The sequence below is a fragment of the Streptomyces sp. NBC_00344 genome (assembly GCF_036088315.1).
In the GTDB taxonomy this organism is placed as follows: domain Bacteria; phylum Actinomycetota; class Actinomycetes; order Streptomycetales; family Streptomycetaceae; genus Streptomyces.
This window is the reverse complement of sequence record NZ_CP107996.1, coordinates 699520-718184: the sequence shown is the minus strand read 5'-3', so window position 1 is coordinate 718184 and position 18665 is coordinate 699520. Positions and strand designations below refer to the sequence as shown.

Here is an 18665-nt window from a genome sequence, read left to right as displayed (position 1 = left end):
CGTGGCGCCGGTGATGTCGGACGTGAGAAGGCCCCCTCGTTCGATCAAGTCGTCTTCAACGAGGGGACCTTCGTCGTCAGGGCGACGGCAGTGGTGTTTCCGTGAGGCCTCAGGCGTCGACGACGACCCGGTGGTCGGCGGTGAAGGGCTTGCCCGCGACCAGTTCCGACTCGGTGCCGTCGGGTCCGACCGGAGTCTCCCCGATCAGCGTGACCCGGTGCAGCCTGCGCTCCACATCGAGGTGTTCGATGTCCCGCGGGGCGAGGTGGGAGGTGGCGCGGTTGTCCCAGAACGCCACGCTGCCCGGCTCCCAGCGGAATCGGACCGTGTACTCGGGGCGGGTCAGCTCCTCGTACAGCAGATTGAGGATCGCGCGGCTCTCGCGCGGTGAGACGTCCACGATGTGGCTGGTGAACCCCGGATTGACGAAGAGGCCGCGCTCACCGGTGCGGGGATGGACACGGACCACGGGATGGATGGCGACCAGCAGGTTGGCGTTGACCCGCCGGGCGTACTCGCTGTCGCCCGCCGGCTTCTCGGAGCCGCCGTACCGGTGCTCGGCGCGCAGGTTGTCGACGAAGGCACGCACCTGCGGTGAGAGCCCTTCATAGGCCGCCACCAGGTTGGTCCACGTGGTGTCGCCTCCGAACTCGGGCACGGTCTCGGCGCGCAGAATGGAACCCGCGGGCGGGTTGACCGCTGCCGTCACGTCGGTGTGCCAGCCGGAGAAGTAGCTGTACTGCCGCTTCTGTACGGCTTCCTTGAAGCCCTTGCCGTAGCGCTCCTCGTAGCGCCTCGGATCGATGGTGAAGATCTCCGGATGGTCCGCGGGCGGAGCGTCGTCGTGCGGATGGGCGTAGGTCAGATCGCCGAACTGCCGGGCGAAGGCGATCTGACCGGCGTGGTCGAGCTGCTGGCCGCGGAAGAAGACGACCTTCCACCGGTCCAGGGCCGACTGGATGGTGGCGAAGTCGTCGGCCGACAGGGGAGTGGAGAGGTCCACGTCCGAGATGTCGGCGCCGATGTGGCCTGATGCGGGGCGGGCGATAGCGTTCATGGCCCGATTCTCGGCAGGCACCGCGGGCCCCGACAATGATTGCCGACGCGGTGGAAGAAACCCCCGGCTCCCGAAGGAGGGCCTCAGGCCGAGCGTGCCGTGCGCAGATCCATCGGCCTGCGGTAGACGGCGTCGAGCACCGAAGCGCCGGCGGCGACGCCCAGCACCTGATTGCCGAAACTGCTGGTGACCACCGTGCGTTCGGGGTCGGCGAGGTGATGGGAGTGGGAGGCGGTCTCCTCGTAAAGATCCGGCAGCAGCTGCGGCAGCCGGGCCGCGGTACCGTCCGCGACGACCAGTACCTCGGGGTTGATGACATCGAGAAGCAGCGCGGCTGCCCGCCCGACGGTGCGCAGCCGTTCGCGGAGAATCCGCAGCGCTTCACGGTGCCCCTCACCGGCCAGCTCGACCAGCATCGAGAAGCGCGGCTCGGGAATGGTGCCGGAGGCGAACGCCCGCCCAGCGACGGCGAGTTCGGACACGGCTGCCTGGAGGCAGCCCCTGCGGCCGCATCCGCACAGCAGGCCGGGGTCACCCAGCGGCAGATGAGCCACGTCCCCGGCGCCCGATCTGCGGCCGCGCAGCACGGTGCCGCCGGTCGCTATCGCCGCGTCGACCACGTTGCCCGCGAAGAGCTGCACCAGTTCGGAGCGCCCGGCGCCGGCCCCGAAGAGCAGTTCCGCCCGGGCGAGCGCGCGGGCATGTCCGTCGACATGGACCGGCAGCCTGGTGCCGGCAGCGAGCGTGTCGCGTACGGCGACGTCGCGCCAGCCCAGCGCGGCGTGCTCGACGACGACACCCTGGTCGCTGTCCACCCAGCCACCGGTCGCCACCCCGATGCCGAGGACCGAACGGCCGCGTGCCGTCCGGGCGAGGAATCCGGGCAGCCGGCGCAGGATCTGTCCGAGCACCCCGGGGGCGTCCCCGCTGTGCGGCAGGCGTTGCTGTCCGATGACCCGCCCCCGCAAGTCGACCATGGCGAGGGTGGTGTGGCGCAGGGCGATGTGCGCCCCGCAGACCAGGTGATGGCCCGGATCCACGGCGACCGGGATCTGAGGGCGCCCGGCCCTTGGCGGGCCCGGCGGGGTCGGTAGCTCACGCAGCAGTCCGAGCCCGATCAGCTCCGCGATGTGCCGGGAGACCGCGGCCGGGCTGAGTCCGGTGGTGCGCGAGAGGGCGGTCCGGGCGGTCGGCCCGCTGTGCAGCACGGCCCGCATCAGGGCCGATGCCCCGTCACGTGCTCCGTGCCGGGGGTGCGGCGCGGCCGGCAGTGCCACGAGGGCGGGCGGGGCTGCGAGTTCGAAGGCGGGAGACATCGGCTTCCTCAGTGGTCGTCGGGGTGCGTTCAGCAAAGTGAGCGACCTGACAACAGGAGCGGAGCACAGAGGAAGCGGCAGTCATGCACCGATGCTGGCCGTTCGGACAAACCTCGGTCAACGGGGGCGGGTTACAGCTGTGTGGCATGTGTGCGAAGCGAGCGGAGCCACATCGATGCGTTGACATGTACGTACCGGACAGTGAATGGTATTGCTTGAAACTCCAGAGTTCCAAGCACGTCTGCGCAGACATCGCACATTTTGTTGTTCGGTACGAACGGAGAACACTCCTTTGCGGATCCTTGGAAACCGTCCCAGACAGGCGGCGGCCGCCGCAGTGTCGGCGCTGGTACTCGCCCTCACGACCCTGACCGTTCCGGCAGCACAGGCGCACGCGGCGGCGCCACCGTCCGCGGTTCTGGACACCGGCACCCGAAGCGTCACCTGGCAGAGCCCCGTCTACGCCAAGGGCACGGTCGACGCGCCGGACAAGTGCGGCACGGCCGCCGCCGACCCGGACAACGCCGTCTGTGCCCGCTTCGATCTGACCGTGAATCCGCCGGCCGGCCAGTGGGACGACAACCCGGAGGGCGGCGTCCCCGTCTCCATCCAGTGGCAGACACCCACCGACGACTTCGACATGTACATCTACGACGGGGACGGCAAGCAGGTCGCCTCCAGCGCGGGCACCGCGGACCCCGAGGCCACCGTCATCCCCAGGGCTTCGGGGACCTACCGCGTGGTGGTCGTCCCCTACGACGTCCACGACAACTCCTTCACCGGTACCGCGTACCTCCCCCAGCCGACCGACGCGGGCAGCCTCACCGGATTCAGCGGCTCACACGGCGTCTACCGGATCGAGGCGGGTGACCTCACGGCACGCGCCTCGTTCTTCACCGACGGGACGCTGCGGCTGCAGGCGTCCCCCGACGGCGACCTGGCCGATCCGCCGGGCAGCCATATGATCCGGCACCGGCCGAAGGCCCAGCCGCACACCTCGGCCTTCGACGCTGGTTCCTACTGGGGCATCCGTTCACCAGGAGTGGTGCTGCGCGTCTACAAGAAGCCTTTGACATTCGCGCTCTACAAAGCGGACAACCGCACGGTCGTGTGGGCGGAGGCCGATCCGCTGCGCTGGACGGCGGGCGGTATGCGCCAGAGCCTGAAGCGCGGCGCGACGGAGCAGTTCTTCGGCGGCGGCGAGCAGAACGGCAGCTTCTCCCACCGCGGCCAGGTGATGAACGTCGGCAACAACACCAACTGGAACGAGGGCGGCTACAACAACTCCCAGCCGTTCTACATCTCGTCGGCCGGGTACGGAGTCTTCCGCAACACGATGACTCCGGGCGCCTATGACTTCGGTTCGCCGGTGCGCACCGGACAGCAGGAACGGCGTCTCGACGCCTACTACTTCACCGGTGACACGACCTCGGTCATCGGCAAGTACACCGCCCTGGTCGGCAAGCCGTTCATGCCGCCGGTCTACGGTCTCGAGCCGGGCGACTCCGACTGCTATCTGCACAACGCCAACCGGGGCGAACGTCACACCCTGGATGCCCTGAAGGTCGCCGAGGGCTACACCGGGAACCAGATGCCGCTCGGGTGGATGCTGGTCAACGACGGTTACGGCTGCGGCTACGAGGATCTGCCGCGGACCGGCAAGGGTCTCAATGAGAGCCATGCGCAGCTCGGGCTCTGGACCCAGGACGGCTTGCCCAACCAGGCGGAGGAGGCGAAGGCCGGGGTCCGGGTCCGCAAACTGGACGTCGCCTGGGTCGGCAGCGGCTACGGCATGGCTCTCGACGCCTGCGACCAGGCCAAGGCCGGCATCGAGGACAACAGCGATGCCAGGGGTTTCGTCTGGCTGCCGGTCTCCTGGGCCGGCGCCCAGCGCTGCGGCGTGCTGTGGAGCGGTGACCAGAAACTGTCCTGGGACTACATCCGGTGGCAGATTCCCACCTATGCCGGAGCGACCCTGTCGGGCATCGCCTACAACACGGGTGATATCGGATCGATCTACGGCCACGACCCCGCGATGTATGCGCGTGACCTCCAGTGGAAGGCGTTCCTGCCGGCCGTTATGACCATGGACGGGTGGGCGAGTGACCTCACCACCAAGAAGCCGCACGACCAGCAGCCCTGGCTCGACGGTGAGCCCTACACCTCGATCAACCGCAAGTACCTTCAGCTCAAGGAGCGGCTGCTGCCGTACATGTACACCCTGTCGAAGGATGCGACGAGAACCGGTGTCGGAGCGGTGCGGCCGCTGTCGCTCGAATTCCCGGACGATCCGAAGACGCTGGGCCCGGACGCCGAGTACGAGTTCATGTCGGGCAAGGACTTCCTGGTCGCGCCGGTCTACAGCGACACGGACGTCCGCAACGGCATCTACCTGCCCAAGGGCACCTGGACCGACTACTGGTCGGGCCGGACCTACCACGGCCCGACCACGGTCAACGGGTACAAGGCGCCGCTCGACACCCTTCCGCTGTTCGTCAGGGGCGGGTCGATCGTGCCGATGTGGCCCAAGGGGACCACGTCATGGGAGACCCGGGACAAGAGTGAACTGGACTACGACATCTATCCGCAGGGCACCACGGACTACACGCTGTACGAGGACGACGGGGTGACCCGGAAGTTCGCGGACGGCGCATCGGCCACCCAGCACGTCCGGGTCCGGGCGCTCTCGCACGGCAGGGCGGCGACCAGGATCGAGATCGGCGCGAGCGTGGGCGGTTACGCGGGCAAGCCTGCCTCGCGTTCGTACCTCCTCACCGTGCACGCCGAGGACGCACCGGCACAGGTCGTGATCGGCGGCAGCCGGCTGCGGAAGCTGACTTCGGCCACCGCGTTCGCGGCCGCGGGTTCCGGCTGGTACACGGACCCCGCAACGGGAATCACGAAGATCAGGACGCCGGACCGGTCCACCGGTCACGGCTTCTCGGTCGAACTGCGGCCGTAGCGGTCGCCGGCCGTGGGACGCCCGTCAACGGGCGCCCACGGCCGGTCGCACCGGCCCGCGTAGCATGTGCCATCGGCATGAACACGATAACCATCTGGGAGATGGCCGCCCTGGCGGCGGCAGCCACGCTGGTCGGTTTCTCGAAGACCGCGGTCAGCGGGGCCAACACCATCAGTCTCGCGGTCTTCGCTGCGGTGCTCCCTGCCCGCGAATCGACCGGGGTGCTGCTGCCCGTACTGATCGCCGGTGATGTGCTGGCCGTCCTCACCTACCGGCGGCATGCCCACTGGCCCACTCTCTGGCGGCTGTTTCCCGCGGTCGCCGTGGGGGTGGTGATCGGCACCGGGTTCCTGTTCTGGGCCGACGACGCGGTGGTGCGCACCTCGATCGGCGCGATCCTGCTGCTGATGGCGTGCGTCACCCTGTGGCGCAGACGTGTCTCGGGCTCCGTCGACGAAGCGGCGGGGGCGCCCACCCGCCGCGGGCGGGTCAAGGCCCGCTCCTACGGCGTGCTCGGTGGCTTCACCACCATGGTCGCCAACGCCGGCGGCCCGGTGATGTCGCTCTATCTGCTCTCCGCAGGCTTCCGCAAACTCGGCTTCCTCGGCACATCGGCCTGGTTCTTCCTGATCGTCAATACGGCCAAGGTGCCCTTCAGCGTGGGTCTCGGCCTGATCGACGCCAAGTCGCTGTTGCTGGACGCCGCCCTGGTGGCCTTCGTGATCCCCGGCGCGATCATCGGGCGCCTGTGCGTGGACCGGATCGATCAGCTGCTTTTCGAGCGTCTGGTGATCGGGGCCACGGTGCTCGGCGGGCTCGAGCTGCTGCTGCGCTGATCCCGCAGATCCATCACCATGACCGAGCCCCAGTCCCGTCGATCGGCCTCGGTGAAGCCGGTCGCCAAGTAGAACGCGCGGGCCCGCGGGTTGCCGCTTCCGACGCCGAGATGCAGCCCGCGGACCTCCCGTTGCCGCAGCTCCTCGAGCAGAGCCGACATCAGACGCCTGCCGAGCCCGGCCCCCTGGCCGCGCGGCAGGATGTCGATGTGCAGATGGGCGGGGTAGTTCTCGTACAGCGGATCGTGCCCGGCAGGACGGGTGCGGTGAATCTGCTCCACCCGCTGCCAGTCCCGGGTGCCGTCGCCGGGATCGGAAGCCATGGACTGCGGATAGCGCAGGCGCAGCGGCGGCCACCACCGTTCCTCCAGCCATCGCTCGTGCCGGTACGAGTCGGCGGTCGCGACGACATAGCCGAGCACCCCCTGATCATCGGCGGCGACGAAGGCCAGACCGGGATCGGCGGCCGGATAGGGGCCGGCGTAGACATGCGCCAGCAGGTCGGGGTCGTGATAGAGCCCGGTGGCGTCCCGGCCGGAGTCCCCGGTGCACAGGCAGACCCGGTACATCCCGGGCAGGTCGAACGGCTGGAACGGGCGTACGGCGATGCTCATCGGACCGCCCGCCCGACCGGTCGCAACCGTGCTGACCGGGACATCGGTGGGGACAGTTCGGCTCTCATCCCCGCAGCGTAGGCGACAGGACGGCTGGATGTACGCTCTCCAGCCACCGCCGACGGCACACCGTAAGGCGCCGTGACGGTTCACGGGATCAACCGGTGGCGCGCCGCGCGGCCCGGTCCAGGTCCTCCTGCGGCAGGGCCTCCGCGAACCGCAGGCGGGGGAGCAGATCCGGCTCGAGGGTGAAAGCGCGGAAGGCGACGGCGACCGTGACGTCGTGACCGGGGCGGTGCACGATCTCGAGGGGGTCACCGGCCCGGACGTCACCCGGCTCGATCACCCGCAGATAGGCGCCGGGCACCGCTGCCCCGATGAAGCGTGCGGTCCAGCCGGCCCGCTCCAGAAAGCCCTGGAACGTCGAGCACGGGATGCGTGGGCACGACACCTCGAGGACCACGTCAGGCCCGATGCGCCAACGCTCACCGATCAGTGCCTCGTTGACGTCGACACCGAGGGTGGTGAGGTTCTCGCCGAAGACACCGTTGCTCAGCGTCCTGCCCAACTCCCGCTCCCAGGTGTCCAGATCCTCCCTGGCGTAGGCGTACACGGCCTGATCGGTGCCACCGTGGTTCCTGACGTCGTAGCAGCGGTCTCCCGCCAGCCCGACCGCGCCGGTGCCTTTGGGCCCCGGCGCGCTGACGGCGACGGGGCCGTCGACCGGCTGCTTGTCGATGCCGGTCGCGCTGATTCCCTTCCACGGATTGGGGCGGGGCCGGCCGATGTTGACCGTGAGCACCTTCATCAGCGGCTTCCCGTCGATCGGCCCAGATAGGTCAGTGGTCCGGGGTCGGCCACCGGGATCTCGTGGAAGCCGACCCGATCGTAGAACGCCCTGGCGGACGTGTTGGCCGTCACCATGCCGAGATGGACGGCCGGCACCCCCTTCTCCGCGAGGGTGTCGGTGAACCGCCGCATCAGGGCGCGCCCGAACCCGCCGCGCTGATGGCTGGGCAGCAGGTCGATATGGAGGTGGGCCGGGTACGCGGTGAGTTCGGGCAGCAGCATCCGCTCGGGACGGTGCAGCAGATACGCCATCCAGTCGCTCGGCGTCAGCGGCGGGCCGCTCGGATCGGGATACCGCTCGGCGACCGAGGGGAGCCACTCCTTGCGGAAGCGCTCGACGAACCGGGCGGTGTCCGCGGTGCCGAGGACATAGCCGACCGCCCGGCCGCCGTCGTCGACGACGAAGGCGAGGCCGGGTTCAAGCTCCGCATACGGACCGGCGAAGATGCTGGGCAGCAGATCGTGGTCCGGGTAGAGGGCGCGGGCGTCGCCGCCCTCCTCGCCGGTGCGTATGCAGACGTCGTACAGCGCCAGGCGGTCCTGCGCGTGGTAGGGGCGAATGAACGGTTCGGTGGGCACCGGGCAACTATGCGCGCCGTGAAAGCGCTCCCACAACCGGAATTACCTCTCAGGTGGCCCGGCCGGTCCGAGGCGTCAGAGGCTGGTGAGCTCGTACGCCCACAGGGAGTCCCGGTCGGCGACCCGGGTGAATCCCGCCCGGGTGAGCACCCGTTGCGAGGCCTGGTTGCCCGGGTCGGTGCAGGCCAGCACGGTGTGCACGGACGGCAGGCTCAGCGCCCATTGTGAAATGGCAGCCACCGCGTCGGTTGCCCAGCCCGCGCCGCGCGCGGACTCCGTCAGGTCGTAGCCGATCTCGGCGGCGCCGTCGGCCGGCGGACCGTGGAACCCGATCCCGCCGATCGCGGCGCCGTCCTCCGTGCGCTGGATCACGAACAGCCCCCAGCCCGGCGCGAAGACGCCCGCTTCGGCAGCCGTCATAACCATCTTCCCGGCGATCTGGGTGCCGCTGCCGGGGGCTCCGTCGAGCCAGTCGAAGCCGGCCGTACCGGCATCGGCGAGTACCGCGGCCGCGGCGGGCGACTGCTCGCGCAGCGTCAGCCGGCCCGCGTCCATGACCAGCAGGCCGTTCTCCCGGGATATACGCGCAGTCATGACGTCGGGCCGCCTTCGGGTGAGGGAGCGGAGGCCGGTGCCTCCGGAAGCTCGGTGGGATCAGTATCCACCGGCCGCCGATCGTCCCGCCGGCGCCCACCTCCGCCACAGGGCGAACGCCGTCCCCCGCTGACCTGCTGCCGGTGGCGCAGTCGTGCCTCCGTTACGATTCCCGCTCATGAGCACTCCTGACCAGAGCGAAGCGGTGGACACGGAAGCGACCGAACCCGAGGCACCGGGCCTGACGCCCCGTCAGGCCCGGCGGATACGGATAGCGGTGGCGTCCGTGATGATGGTCGCCGTCGCCGTGGTGCTCGCGGTGCGGCTCGACCGCCGGTCGTCGCTTCTGGTGGTCGCCGACTACGGACTGGCCCTGATCCTCTGCGGGGTGGTCATCGAACTCAGCCGCAGTGGCCGCACCCGGCTGGCGAGCTGGCTGCTGGGGGCCGGCCTGGTCGCGGCAGTGGCCGCCGACTGGCTGGTACTGCCCTGACCACGGCCGTCCCGGTTCTCAGGTGTTCTCGCCCGATCCGGTGCCCGATGCCGGAGCGGGCTTGATGCCCCGGGTGATGTCGTCCATGACGGACAGGGCGGGCGCCTTGGCGTTGATGTCGAAACCGGAGCGGACAACGATCAGCAGATCCTTGGCGGTGGGCGAGGGGAAGGCCAGCGACTGGACGTACCCGTCGTCGCCCTTCTTCGTCACCACCTTCCAGCGCACCAGGTAGCCCTGCCGGCCCGCGACCGTCACCGCCTCGGCCTTGAGCCGGCTGTGCGAGGTGATCCCTCCGGAGGTCTCGCCGTACGACTCCTTGGCGTTGCCCGCGATGTCCTGCTGTGCTGCGGCCTTCGCCGTGGTGGCGGAGAGCTTCAGGGCGACGGACGGGGCCGAGAACACGCCACCGCGCACACACGTGGCGGGCTTGCCCTTGTCGTCGGTGCCGGTGGCGCACTTGTACGTGCCGGTCGTCACTCCGGCCCCGACGGTCCCGGACTGGCCGGTCCATCCCTTGGGCACCGGGATGCTGATTCCGCTGGCCGCGTCCGTCGCGTAGCCGTCATCGGCCGGCGGGGCCTGCTCGCCCTGCGGATCCGGGCTCCGGCCCCCGCCGCCCCCGCTCCCGTCCGGCGCCCCGGGACGCGAGGGGGCTCCGGAAGGCCGGGCGGACGGAGTAGTGGCGGCGCTGTCCGAGCCGTGTCCTGAATCGTGAGACAGCAGGTAGAGCCCGCCTCCGACGGCCGCGAGCACCACGACGGCCGCTGTGACGGCGGCGCCGATGCGCACCCGGCGCCGGCGGACCGGCGCCGGCGGAACTCTGAGGTGGTCGGTCCACTGGCTGCCGTCCCACCAGCGTTCCTGGGCGGGGCCTGTTCCTGTATACCCGGGGTCCGAATGCCAGCCGGGAGGGCTCATCTGGGTCACGGGGGTCACCGTAGTTGGGCTGCGTGAAAATCACATGAGTCCGGGTTCCGGTGGTCCGGGCAGGGCGCATTCCGCGGTCCCTGCCGTGCACCCGGCGGATCCTGCAACGCCTTCAGCGGTCCCGGAACTCCGGCAGCGCCTCGGTCAGCCAGGAGATCCAGTACCTCTCGAGATCGATGCCGCCGCGCAGCACCAAGTGCTGCAGACGCGTCTCCGCCGAGGGGCCGGGGTCCGAGAAATCGCGCTCCTCGATCGCCAGATACTCGGCGAGCTGCCGCTGGTGCAGTCCGAGATGGCGCTCGAGTTCCGCGCCGAGGCCCTGCGATCCCACCACTGCCGCCGCCCGCAGCCGCAGCAGCAGGGGATCGCGTACCGCCCTCGGGTCCTCCGTCCTGGCCACCCAGCCGGTCAGCTCGTCGCGGCCGGCGGGCAGCACCTCGTACTCCCGCTTCTGCCCCCGGGACGGCTGCCGGGGGAGGGGTCTGATGAAGCCGGACTTCTCCAGCTTCGCCAGCTCGCGATAGATCTGCTGATGGGTGGCCGGCCAGAAGTAGCCGATCGACTTGTCGAATCTGCGGGTCAGCTCCAGTCCCGACGACGGCTTCTCGAGGAGGGCGGTGAGGATCGCGTGCGGGAGTGACATGCGGGCATCCTAGAGATCCGCGGACCTCCGGGCCGCCGCGCGGCGTCCCGGAGGGTGTCCGCTCAGAGCGCCGCGGCCAGCTCGGTGCCCTGCCGGATGGCCCGCTTGGCGTCCAGTTCGGATGCGACATCGGCGCCTCCGATCACATGCACCGAGAGTCCCGCCGCGTGCAGCGCGTCGGACAGCTCGCGCCGTGGTTCCTGCCCGGTGCACAGCACGATCGTGTCGACTCCGATGACGTCGCTCACGCCGTCGACCGTCACGTGCAGCCCCGCGTCGTCGATCCGGTCGTACGTCGCTCCTGCGACCATCGTGACGCCGCGGTGCTTGAGTTCCGTACGGTGGATCCAGCCCGTGGTCTTGCCCAGCCCCGCGCCCACCTTGGTGGCCTTGCGCTGGAGGAGGTGGACGGTCCTCGGCGATGCGGTGCGCACCGGCTCGCGCAGCCCCCCGGGGGTCCGGTGCTCGGTGTCGACACCCCACTGACGGAAGAAGACCTCCGGATCCCGGCTTGCCGATTCGCCGCTGTCGGTGAGGAATTCCGCAACATCGAACCCGATGCCGCCCGCACCGATGACCGCGACCCGGGAACCGACCTCCGCGCCGTCGCGCAGCACATCGAGGTAGGTCAGGACGCTCGGGTGGTCCAGACCCGGGATCTCGGGCGTGCGCGGAGTGACACCGGTGGCGAGGACGATCTCGTCGAAACCCTCCCCGGTCAGCGCGTCGGCAGTGACCAGCTTCCCCAACCGGACGTCCACGCCGTGCAGTTCCAGCTGAACGCGGTAGTAGCGGAGCGTCTCGTCGAACTCCTCCTTACCGGGTATCTGCCGTGCCACGTTGAGCTGCCCGCCGATCTCGTCGGCGGCGTCGAAGAGGGTGACCTGGTGACCGCGCTCGGCCGCCGACACGGCGAACGCGAGCCCCGCGGGTCCGGCTCCGACCACTCCGATGCGCTTGCGGTGCCGGGTCGGTGAGAGCACCAGCTCGGTCTCCCGGCAGGCTCGCGGATTGACGAGGCAGGAGGTGATCAGACCGCTGAAGGTGTGGTCGAGGCACGCCTGGTTACAGCCGATGCAGGTGTTGATGGTGTCGGCTCGCCCCTGGCGTGCCTTCTCGACGAACTCGGGGTCGGCCAGGAAGGGTCGGGCCATGGAGACCATGTCGCCGAATCCTCCGGCGAGCAGCTCCTCCGCCAGTTCGGGGGTGTTGATGCGGTTGCTGGTCACCACCGGGATGGCCACGGAGCCCATGACCTTCTTGGTCACCCAGGTGTACGCGCCGCGGGGGACCGAGGTGACGATGGTCGGGATCCGCGCCTCGTGCCAGCCGATCCCGGTGTTGATGATGGTCGCCCCGGCTGCCTCGATCTGCTGCGCGAGGGAGATCACTTCCTCCAGCGAGGACCCGCCGGGGATCAGATCCAGCATGGAGAGCCGGTAGATCAGGATGAAATCGGGACCGACCCGTTCGCGTACCCGCCGCACGATCTCCAGGGGGAAGCGGGTGCGGTTCTCGTACGAGCCGCCCCAGCGGTCCTCGCGGTGATTCGTCTGTGCCGCGATGAACTCATTGATCAGATAGCCCTCCGACCCCATGATCTCGACACCGTCGTAGCCCGCGCGCCGGGCGAGTTCCGCGGCCCTCACGAAGTCCTCGATGGTCTGCTCGACCTCGTCGTCGCTCAGGGCGTGCGGGGCGAAGGGGCTGATGGGCGCCTGGATCGCGCTCGGTGCCACCAGGCCGGGGTGGTAGGCGTACCGGCCGAAGTGCAGGATCTGCATGGCGATACGCCCGCCCGCCCGGTGAACGGCGGCGGTCACGGTCGCGTGCTCGGCGACCTCGGCCTCGGTGGTCAGCTTGGCGCCGCCGTCGTAGGGCCTGCCCTGCTCATTGGGGGATATCCCGCCGGTCACGATGAGTCCGACACCGGCGCGGGCGCGGGTCGCGTAGAACTCCGCCATCCGCTCGAAGCCGTCCTGGGCCTCTTCGAGACCGATGTGCATCGATCCCATCAGGACGCGGTTGGGCAGCGTCGTGAAGCCCAGGTCGAGAGGGCTCAGCAGGTGGGGGTACGGGCTCATCCGGCGCCTCCGTGCGCAGTGGTGGTGAGACCTTTCTAGACCACCCGGAACTCTTTATGCAACAAGTTGCAGAATGGGCTGCGTCACGCCGCCGGCGCCGTCGGCCCCTTACGGCTGCCGTCGGGTGGGCCTATCCTCCCGATCATGCGCGTCGCACTCTTCGTCACCTGCGTCAACGACGCTGTCCACCCGTCCACCGGCATCGCCGTCGTCAGACTGCTGGAGCGGCTGGGTGTGGAGGTCGGCTTCCCGGCCGGACAGACCTGCTGCGGGCAGCCGCAGTACAACACGGGCTACCGCAGGGAGACCGAACCGCTGGTGCGGCGGATGGGCAGAGTCTTCGAGGGGTACGACCATGTGGTCACCCCGTCCGGCTCGTGCGCGGCGATGGTGCGCGACAACTATCCGAGGATCGCCCGCAAGGGATCGGACCCGGAACTCAGCCGGGTCGCTGGTTCACTGGTGCCACGGATGTACGAACTGACCGAGTTCCTGGTGGACGTGCTGGGGGTGACCGATGTCGGTGCCTGCTACCCGCACACGGTGACCTACCACCCGTCCTGCCACGGGCTGCGGATGCTGGGGCTGGGGGAGCGGCCGCGCAAGCTGCTCGAGGCGGTGAAGGGTCTGGAACTGAGAGAGCTTCCCGGCGCGGAGGAGTGCTGCGGTTTCGGCGGCACCTTCGCCCTGAAGAACGCGGCCGTGTCGGCGGCCATGGGCGAGGACAAGGTACGCAACGCGGTGTCGACGGGCGCCGAGGTGCTGTGCGGGGCCGACAACTCCTGCCTGATGCACATCGGTGGCATCCTGCACCGCCAGGACGCCCCGCTGCGCGCCCTGCACCTCGCCGAGATCCTGGCCAGCACCGAAGAGGAGCCCCACGCATGAGCGGTACCTATCTCGGTATGCCGTCCTTCCCCGAGGCGGCCGGGAAGGCCGTACGCGACGAGACACTGCGCGGGAATCTGCGGCACGCCACCCACACCATCCGCGACAAGCGGGCGAAAGCGGTGTCGGAGCTGGTGGACTGGCCCGGGCTGCGGGAAGCCGGCAAACAGATCAAGGACCGGACGCTCCGTCATCTGGACGACTATCTGGTGCAGTTGGAGAAATCGGTCACCGCGGCCGGCGGCACCGTCCACTGGGCGGCTGATGCCGACGAGGCGAACCGGATCGTCGCGGAGCTCGTGAAGGCGACCGGTGAACGCGAGGTCGTCAAGGTCAAGTCGATGGCGACCCAGGAGATCGGCCTCAACGAGGCGCTGGAGGCCGAAGGCATCACCGCCTACGAAACGGATCTCGCCGAGCTGATCGTGCAGCTGGGTGAGGACCGGCCCAGCCACATCCTGGTTCCGGCGATCCACCGGAACCGCGGCGAGATCCGGGAGATCTTCGCCCGGACGATGAGCGAATGGGGACGGCCGGCCCCGGAAGGCCTGACGGATGCGCCGGCCGAGCTGGCCGAGGCGGCCAGGCTGCATCTCAGGGAGAAGTTCCTGCGGGCGAAGGTGGGCATCTCGGGAGCCAATTTCATGGTCGCCGAGACCGGCACCCTGGTCGTGGTGGAATCGGAGGGCAACGGCCGGATGTGTCTGACCCTGCCCGAGACGCTGATCTCGGTGGTGGGCATCGAGAAGACCGTGCCGACCTGGCAGGACCTGGAGGTCTTCCTCCAGACACTGCCGCGTTCGTCGACGGCCGAGCGGATGAACCCCTACACCAGCACCTGGACCGGAACCACCGAAGCCGACGGCCCGAAGAACTTCCATCTGGTGCTGCTCGACAACGGCCGCACGGCCACGCTGGCCGACGAGGTGGGCCGGCAGGCGCTGCGCTGTATCCGCTGCTCGGCCTGTCTCAATGTCTGCCCGGTGTACGAGCGTGCGGGCGGCCATGCGTACGGCTCGGTCTATCCGGGACCCATCGGCGCCATCCTCAGCCCCCAACTCCGGGGCATGGAAAGTGAGATCGACGCCTCGCTCCCGTATGCCTCCTCGCTCTGCGGCGCCTGCTACGACGTGTGCCCGGTGGCCATCGACATCCCCGAAGTGCTCGTCCACCTCAGGGAAAGGGCCGCCGGCCGGGGAGGCAGGGGTCATCGCCTGGAGAAAGCCGCGATGAAGGCGGCGGGCTGGGTGCTCAACCATCCCGCTGTCCTGGCCGCCGGAGAGAAAGTGGCGTCGAAGACCCGAGGCCTGCACCCGAAGCGGCTGCCGGGAGCTTCGGCGTGGACCGACAGCCGTGATCTCCCGGAACTGCCGCCCGAACCGTTCCGAGACTGGTGGAAGAAGAACCGCACATGAGCTCCCGCGACCTGATTCTCGCCCGCGTCCGCGCCGCCGTCGCCGATGCGCCGGAGGCGGCCGAGGTCTCCCGTGACTACCTCACCAGCCACACCGCCGACGATCCGGCGGCCGTCCTGGACCTCCTCCACGAGAACCTGGCGGACTACCGCGCCCTGGTCCACCGGACCCGCCCGGCCGGTCTGCCCGCCCTCATCGCGCGGCTGCTCGCTCAGCGGGGCGCCACGCAGGTGCTGGCCCCTATGGGGCTTCCGGCGCCGTGGCTGGCCAGGGCCGCGGCCACCCGCATCGATGACCGGGAGACATCGACCGCACAGGAACTCGACGCGGTGGACAGTGTGGTCACCGGATGCGCGGTCGCCATCGCCGAGACCGGCACCATCGTCCTGGACGGCGGCGCGGATCAGGGGCGCCGCCGGATCACCCTCGTCCCGGACCACCACATCTGCGTCGTACGGGCCCCCGACCAGGTGGTGGCCTCGGTGCCGCAGGCTCTGCCGCGCCTCGACCCGGCACGCCCGCTCACCTGGATCTCCGGCCCCTCGGCCACCAGCGACATCGAACTCGACCGGGTGGAGGGCGTCCACGGCCCCCGAACCCTTGAAGTCGTCCTGCTCGAAGGGTGAGGGGCGGCCGGGCCGGGCCGCCCTGCGTCAGCCGGCGGTCAGTCGCGGGGCCGACGTGCTCGCGTCGACCGGCCCGGTGAGCCCGTCGGCGAGCCGGCGGGCCCACGACGTCAGGCCGGGAATGTCGATCCGGTACGGGCCTGCGTCCGCGTATCCGGCAAGCCCGTCCGCGCCCCTGAGCAGCAGACGCGCCCCGCCCGCCGTATTGCCGCGGGCCGCGTGCGTCAGTCCCACCGCGAGCTGTGCGAGGGCGCGCCACAGGGCCCGCTCCGCATCGGGCCCCGACTTCCAGGCGTCCTCGAACACTTCGTGCGCGTGGAACGGCATTCCGGCGTCCAGCAGGGCCTGCGCGTCCCGGAGGGTCTGATCCGGGGTGCGCACCACACCTTCGGGCTGACGGTCCACACCCCGCGCCCCGTAGGGCAGGGGACGCCCCAGCCCGTCCCTGGGCCGCGCGTTGAGGGCCCTTCCTGCCGCGTCGCGATCTCGTTCGTCGTCCATCAGCCGATTGTCGCCCGGCCGGGCGCCCGCCATGAGGCGCCCGGCCGGGCGCCTCATGGCGGAGTCGGCCGTGCGCACGGAGTGCGGTATGGTTCTCATGCAGGTCGGGCCCGGGGAAACCCCAGGTCAGACGGGTGCCGGGACGTGGCGCAGCTTGGTAGCGCACTTGACTGGGGGTCAAGGGGTCGCAGGTTCAAATCCTGTCGTCCCGACGGTACAGAAGGGCTTCGAGCCCAGGTCAGGGCCCTGTCTCACTTCGGTGAGGCAGGGCCCTCGACCGTTTTCGGGGGCTGTCGTCCCACGGTTTCCTACCAGGGCCGTTGATCAAGGCCGGCCGAGCGGTACTGCCGGCTTCTCCGAGCCCGCACCGAGCGACCGGGGGGTCGGGGTGCACCTGCCGATCGTTTCGGCATGAGGTGCGGAGCCGGCGCAAACACCCGATGCCGCACGCCGGGGCAGGGAACGCCGCCGCGCGACACGGGGAACGCGGTCACCGCAACGGCGCCCGGTGCGCGTCGCACCGGCCGCCCGTCGGCCTGCGCCAGTCACCGGGGCGTGCTGAGCCGTAGCCGAAGCGGCGCGTAGACGCCGAGCGCGACGAGGAAGGCCACGTAGTACGAGAGGTCGGCGCCGTGCAGAGCGGACGCCACCGGGCCCACGTACAGGCTGGTGTTCATGAACGGCACGGCCGCGGCGAAGGCGACGACGAATGCCGCCAACGGGGGCCATCCGGACTGCGGACGGGCGGTCTCGGCGGCGAGGTCGATCGGCGCACCGAGCCGTCTCCGGGCGCGGGCACGCCAGTCGACGACGACGATCGCCAGGAACCCGGGGATCCAGTAGCCGACGAACAGCAGCACGTTCTGGAATCGGGCGGTGGTGTCGGCGGCATGCATCCAGAGCACCAGGGGGAAGCCGAGCGCGGCGGCGAGGGCGGCGGCCGCCGGGCGCGGGAGACGTACTCCGACGGTCTGCAGAGCGAGAGAACCGCTGTAGTCGTTCATGGCGTTACTGCAGAGGGCCGCCAGCGCCACGGCGAACAGCCCGAACGCACCCAGTGCCCCACCGCCCAGCACCTTGTCCACACCTTCGGCGGTCTGGTCGGTCAGTACGGACGCGCCCAGCAGACCGAGGGCCTGGACGGCCACGAAGGACACCACGAGGCCGAGCAGCGTGCACCAGAACATCCGCGGCCGCGAGGTGGTGCGCGGCAGATACCGGCTGAAGTCGCTTGCGTACGGGGCCCAGGACAGGGCCAGGCTCAGCGCGATGGTGCTGGTCAGCACGAACGCGCCGGCTCGGTCGGCTCCGTGCGCGGTGCCGTTGACGGCCGGGTGGACGCCGTCGAGCAGCCGGTGGGCGATCAGCGCGAACGCGGCGGCGAGCACGAAGGTCATGATGATCTGGAGCCGGTGGATGGCCTCGTAGCCCAGAACGCCCAGGGCGCCCTGGACCACCATCATGGCCAGCACACCCAGCCAGAACGGCCAACCGCACAGACGCGCGAGCGCGTCCCCGCCGAACAGCCCGATCAGCGCGTCCCACGCGACCGAGGACAGCCACTGCAGGATGCCGGGCACCGTCACCGCCCGGCCGAAGGCGAGCCGGGCCAGCGGCAACTGCCCGGCACCTGTCCGGCTCCCCCAGGTGCCCAGATAGGCGGTGGGCACCGCTCCGACCATGGTGCCCAGTACGACAGCGGCCAGCGCGGTGGCGAAATCCAGACCGAGGGCTATCCCCACGGTGCCGGTGAACACGCCGGTCATGGTCAGGTTCGGTGCGAACCACACGGTGAACAGGCGACCGGGACCGCCGTAGCGGTTGCTCTCGGGGACCGGCTCGATTCCGTGCGCCTCGACACGGAGGTCACCGGGGGCCGCCGGCATACGCCCGTCGAAGACGGGCTGCCGGGAGTCGGCGGGCAGCCCGCCGGGAACATGCGTCAAAGGCATGGAAGACATCCCTCCGCCAGTGCGAACTGGTTCAGGTTCGACGGGTGTGATCTCAGCCCTCGGATGGGGCACCCCGTGTCCGGTACGACGGACAGACTAACCCGATGAGGAGTTCCTCATGCAACCGTGGACGGCGATCGTGCGCGGCCGCATCGCGACGGACATTCGAGGCCGGAGAGCGGGATCTCCGGCCCGCGGCGCGCCGGCGCTCGCCGGACGATCAGCGGGGCGCGCCGCCTTTGATCGCGTGGCCGGCGGGACGGCGGCGCCGTTGACGACGGATGGGGCGGTCAGCCGTTACCCGAAGGTCCTCATGCCCTCGTTCT

The 18665-nt window shown here is 69.9% G+C and carries 17 protein-coding genes, 1 tRNA gene and 1 riboswitch; of the genes, 7 read left to right on the top strand and 11 right to left on the bottom strand.

The features are described 5' to 3' along the window. Positions 1-109: 109 nt before the first annotated feature. Entirely contained in the window at positions 110-1057 is a 948-nt protein-coding gene (locus OHS16_RS03350; RefSeq protein ID WP_328535635.1) for a TauD/TfdA dioxygenase family protein, read from the bottom strand. An 83-nt stretch (positions 1058-1140) separates the two neighbouring features. Next, complete coding sequence (locus OHS16_RS03345) at positions 1141-2373, bottom strand: ROK family protein (protein ID WP_328535634.1); 1233 nt, start codon at positions 2371-2373, stop codon at positions 1141-1143. Positions 2374-2665: 292 nt separating this feature from the next. Between OHS16_RS03345 and OHS16_RS03340 the strand changes: the two genes are divergently transcribed. Next, positions 2666-5335 carry a TIM-barrel domain-containing protein gene (locus OHS16_RS03340; RefSeq protein ID WP_328535633.1) on the top strand — a complete coding sequence of 890 codons (2670 nt, stop codon included), beginning with the start codon at positions 2666-2668 and terminating at the stop codon, positions 5333-5335. Between the two features lie 77 nt (positions 5336-5412). Continuing rightward, a complete protein-coding gene (locus tag OHS16_RS03335; RefSeq protein WP_328535632.1) occupies positions 5413-6171 on the top strand; it encodes a sulfite exporter TauE/SafE family protein in 759 nt (252 codons plus the stop codon). On the opposite strand, the gene OHS16_RS03330 is transcribed toward OHS16_RS03335, so the two are convergent. The 4 genes from OHS16_RS03330 to OHS16_RS03315 form a co-directional block, all read right to left on the bottom strand. Continuing rightward, a complete protein-coding gene (locus OHS16_RS03330; protein WP_328535631.1) occupies positions 6102-6785 on the bottom strand; it encodes a GNAT family N-acetyltransferase in 684 nt (227 codons plus the stop codon). The genes OHS16_RS03335 and OHS16_RS03330 overlap by 70 nt on opposite strands. A gap of 157 nt (positions 6786-6942) precedes the next feature. After that, positions 6943-7593 (bottom strand): MOSC domain-containing protein, encoded by a 651-nt coding sequence (locus tag OHS16_RS03325; RefSeq protein ID WP_328535630.1) that lies wholly within the window; start codon positions 7591-7593, stop codon positions 6943-6945. After that, positions 7593-8213 carry a GNAT family N-acetyltransferase gene (locus OHS16_RS03320; RefSeq protein WP_328535629.1) on the bottom strand — a complete coding sequence of 207 codons (621 nt, stop codon included), beginning with the start codon at positions 8211-8213 and terminating at the stop codon, positions 7593-7595. Before OHS16_RS03320 ends, OHS16_RS03325 begins: the two co-directional genes overlap by 1 nt. 75 nt (positions 8214-8288) lie before the next feature. After that, entirely contained in the window at positions 8289-8807 is a 519-nt protein-coding gene (locus OHS16_RS03315; RefSeq protein WP_328535628.1) for a GNAT family N-acetyltransferase, read from the bottom strand. A 178-nt stretch (positions 8808-8985) separates the two neighbouring features. Here OHS16_RS03315 and OHS16_RS03310 point away from each other — a divergent pair, with 178 nt between their 5' ends. Further along, complete coding sequence (locus tag OHS16_RS03310; protein ID WP_328535627.1) at positions 8986-9300, top strand: hypothetical protein; 315 nt, start codon at positions 8986-8988, stop codon at positions 9298-9300. A gap of 18 nt (positions 9301-9318) precedes the next feature. Here the strand turns inward: OHS16_RS03310 and OHS16_RS03305 are convergent, their stop codons facing one another. The 3 genes from OHS16_RS03305 to OHS16_RS03295 all read right to left on the bottom strand — a co-directional run bounded on the left by OHS16_RS03305 (position 9319) and on the right by OHS16_RS03295 (position 12957). Beyond that, positions 9319-10221, bottom strand: coding sequence for a DUF2510 domain-containing protein (locus OHS16_RS03305; RefSeq protein WP_443042739.1), 903 nt, complete (start codon positions 10219-10221; stop codon positions 9319-9321). A gap of 121 nt (positions 10222-10342) precedes the next feature. Further along, complete coding sequence (locus OHS16_RS03300) at positions 10343-10873, bottom strand: PadR family transcriptional regulator (RefSeq protein ID WP_328535625.1); 531 nt, start codon at positions 10871-10873, stop codon at positions 10343-10345. Between the two features lie 62 nt (positions 10874-10935). Beyond that, positions 10936-12957 carry an NADPH-dependent 2,4-dienoyl-CoA reductase gene (locus OHS16_RS03295; protein WP_328535624.1) on the bottom strand — a complete coding sequence of 674 codons (2022 nt, stop codon included), beginning with the start codon at positions 12955-12957 and terminating at the stop codon, positions 10936-10938. 144 nt (positions 12958-13101) lie between these two features. Between OHS16_RS03295 and OHS16_RS03290 the strand changes: the two genes are divergently transcribed. From OHS16_RS03290 to OHS16_RS03280, 3 genes are read left to right on the top strand one after another with little or no spacing between them, the layout of a single operon-like run. Continuing rightward, positions 13102-13845, top strand: coding sequence for a (Fe-S)-binding protein (locus OHS16_RS03290; protein ID WP_328535623.1), 744 nt, complete (start codon positions 13102-13104; stop codon positions 13843-13845). Continuing rightward, positions 13842-15260: a LutB/LldF family L-lactate oxidation iron-sulfur protein gene (locus OHS16_RS03285; RefSeq protein ID WP_328535622.1), complete on the top strand. Its 1419-nt coding sequence runs from the start codon at positions 13842-13844 to the stop codon at positions 15258-15260. Before OHS16_RS03290 ends, OHS16_RS03285 begins: the two co-directional genes overlap by 4 nt. Beyond that, the gene (locus OHS16_RS03280; RefSeq protein ID WP_328535621.1) at positions 15257-15886 is read left to right on the top strand and encodes a LutC/YkgG family protein; all 630 of its coding nucleotides are present in this window, start codon (positions 15257-15259) and stop codon (positions 15884-15886) included. Before OHS16_RS03285 ends, OHS16_RS03280 begins: the two co-directional genes overlap by 4 nt. A 27-nt stretch (positions 15887-15913) precedes the next feature. Here the strand turns inward: OHS16_RS03280 and OHS16_RS03275 are convergent, their stop codons facing one another. After that, positions 15914-16387: a DUF309 domain-containing protein gene (locus tag OHS16_RS03275; RefSeq protein WP_328535620.1), complete on the bottom strand. Its 474-nt coding sequence runs from the start codon at positions 16385-16387 to the stop codon at positions 15914-15916. Between the two features lie 138 nt (positions 16388-16525). Between OHS16_RS03275 and OHS16_RS03270 the strand changes: the two genes are divergently transcribed. Then, positions 16526-16599: transfer RNA gene (locus tag OHS16_RS03270), tRNA-Pro, on the top strand. A gap of 333 nt (positions 16600-16932) precedes the next feature. On the opposite strand, the gene OHS16_RS03265 is transcribed toward OHS16_RS03270, so the two are convergent. Beyond that, positions 16933-18339 (bottom strand): purine-cytosine permease family protein, encoded by a 1407-nt coding sequence (locus OHS16_RS03265; RefSeq protein WP_328535619.1) that lies wholly within the window; start codon positions 18337-18339, stop codon positions 16933-16935. After that, positions 18331-18425: riboswitch (TPP riboswitch) on the bottom strand. Its footprint overlaps the gene before it by 9 nt. Between the last annotated feature and the right edge of the window lie 240 nt (positions 18426-18665).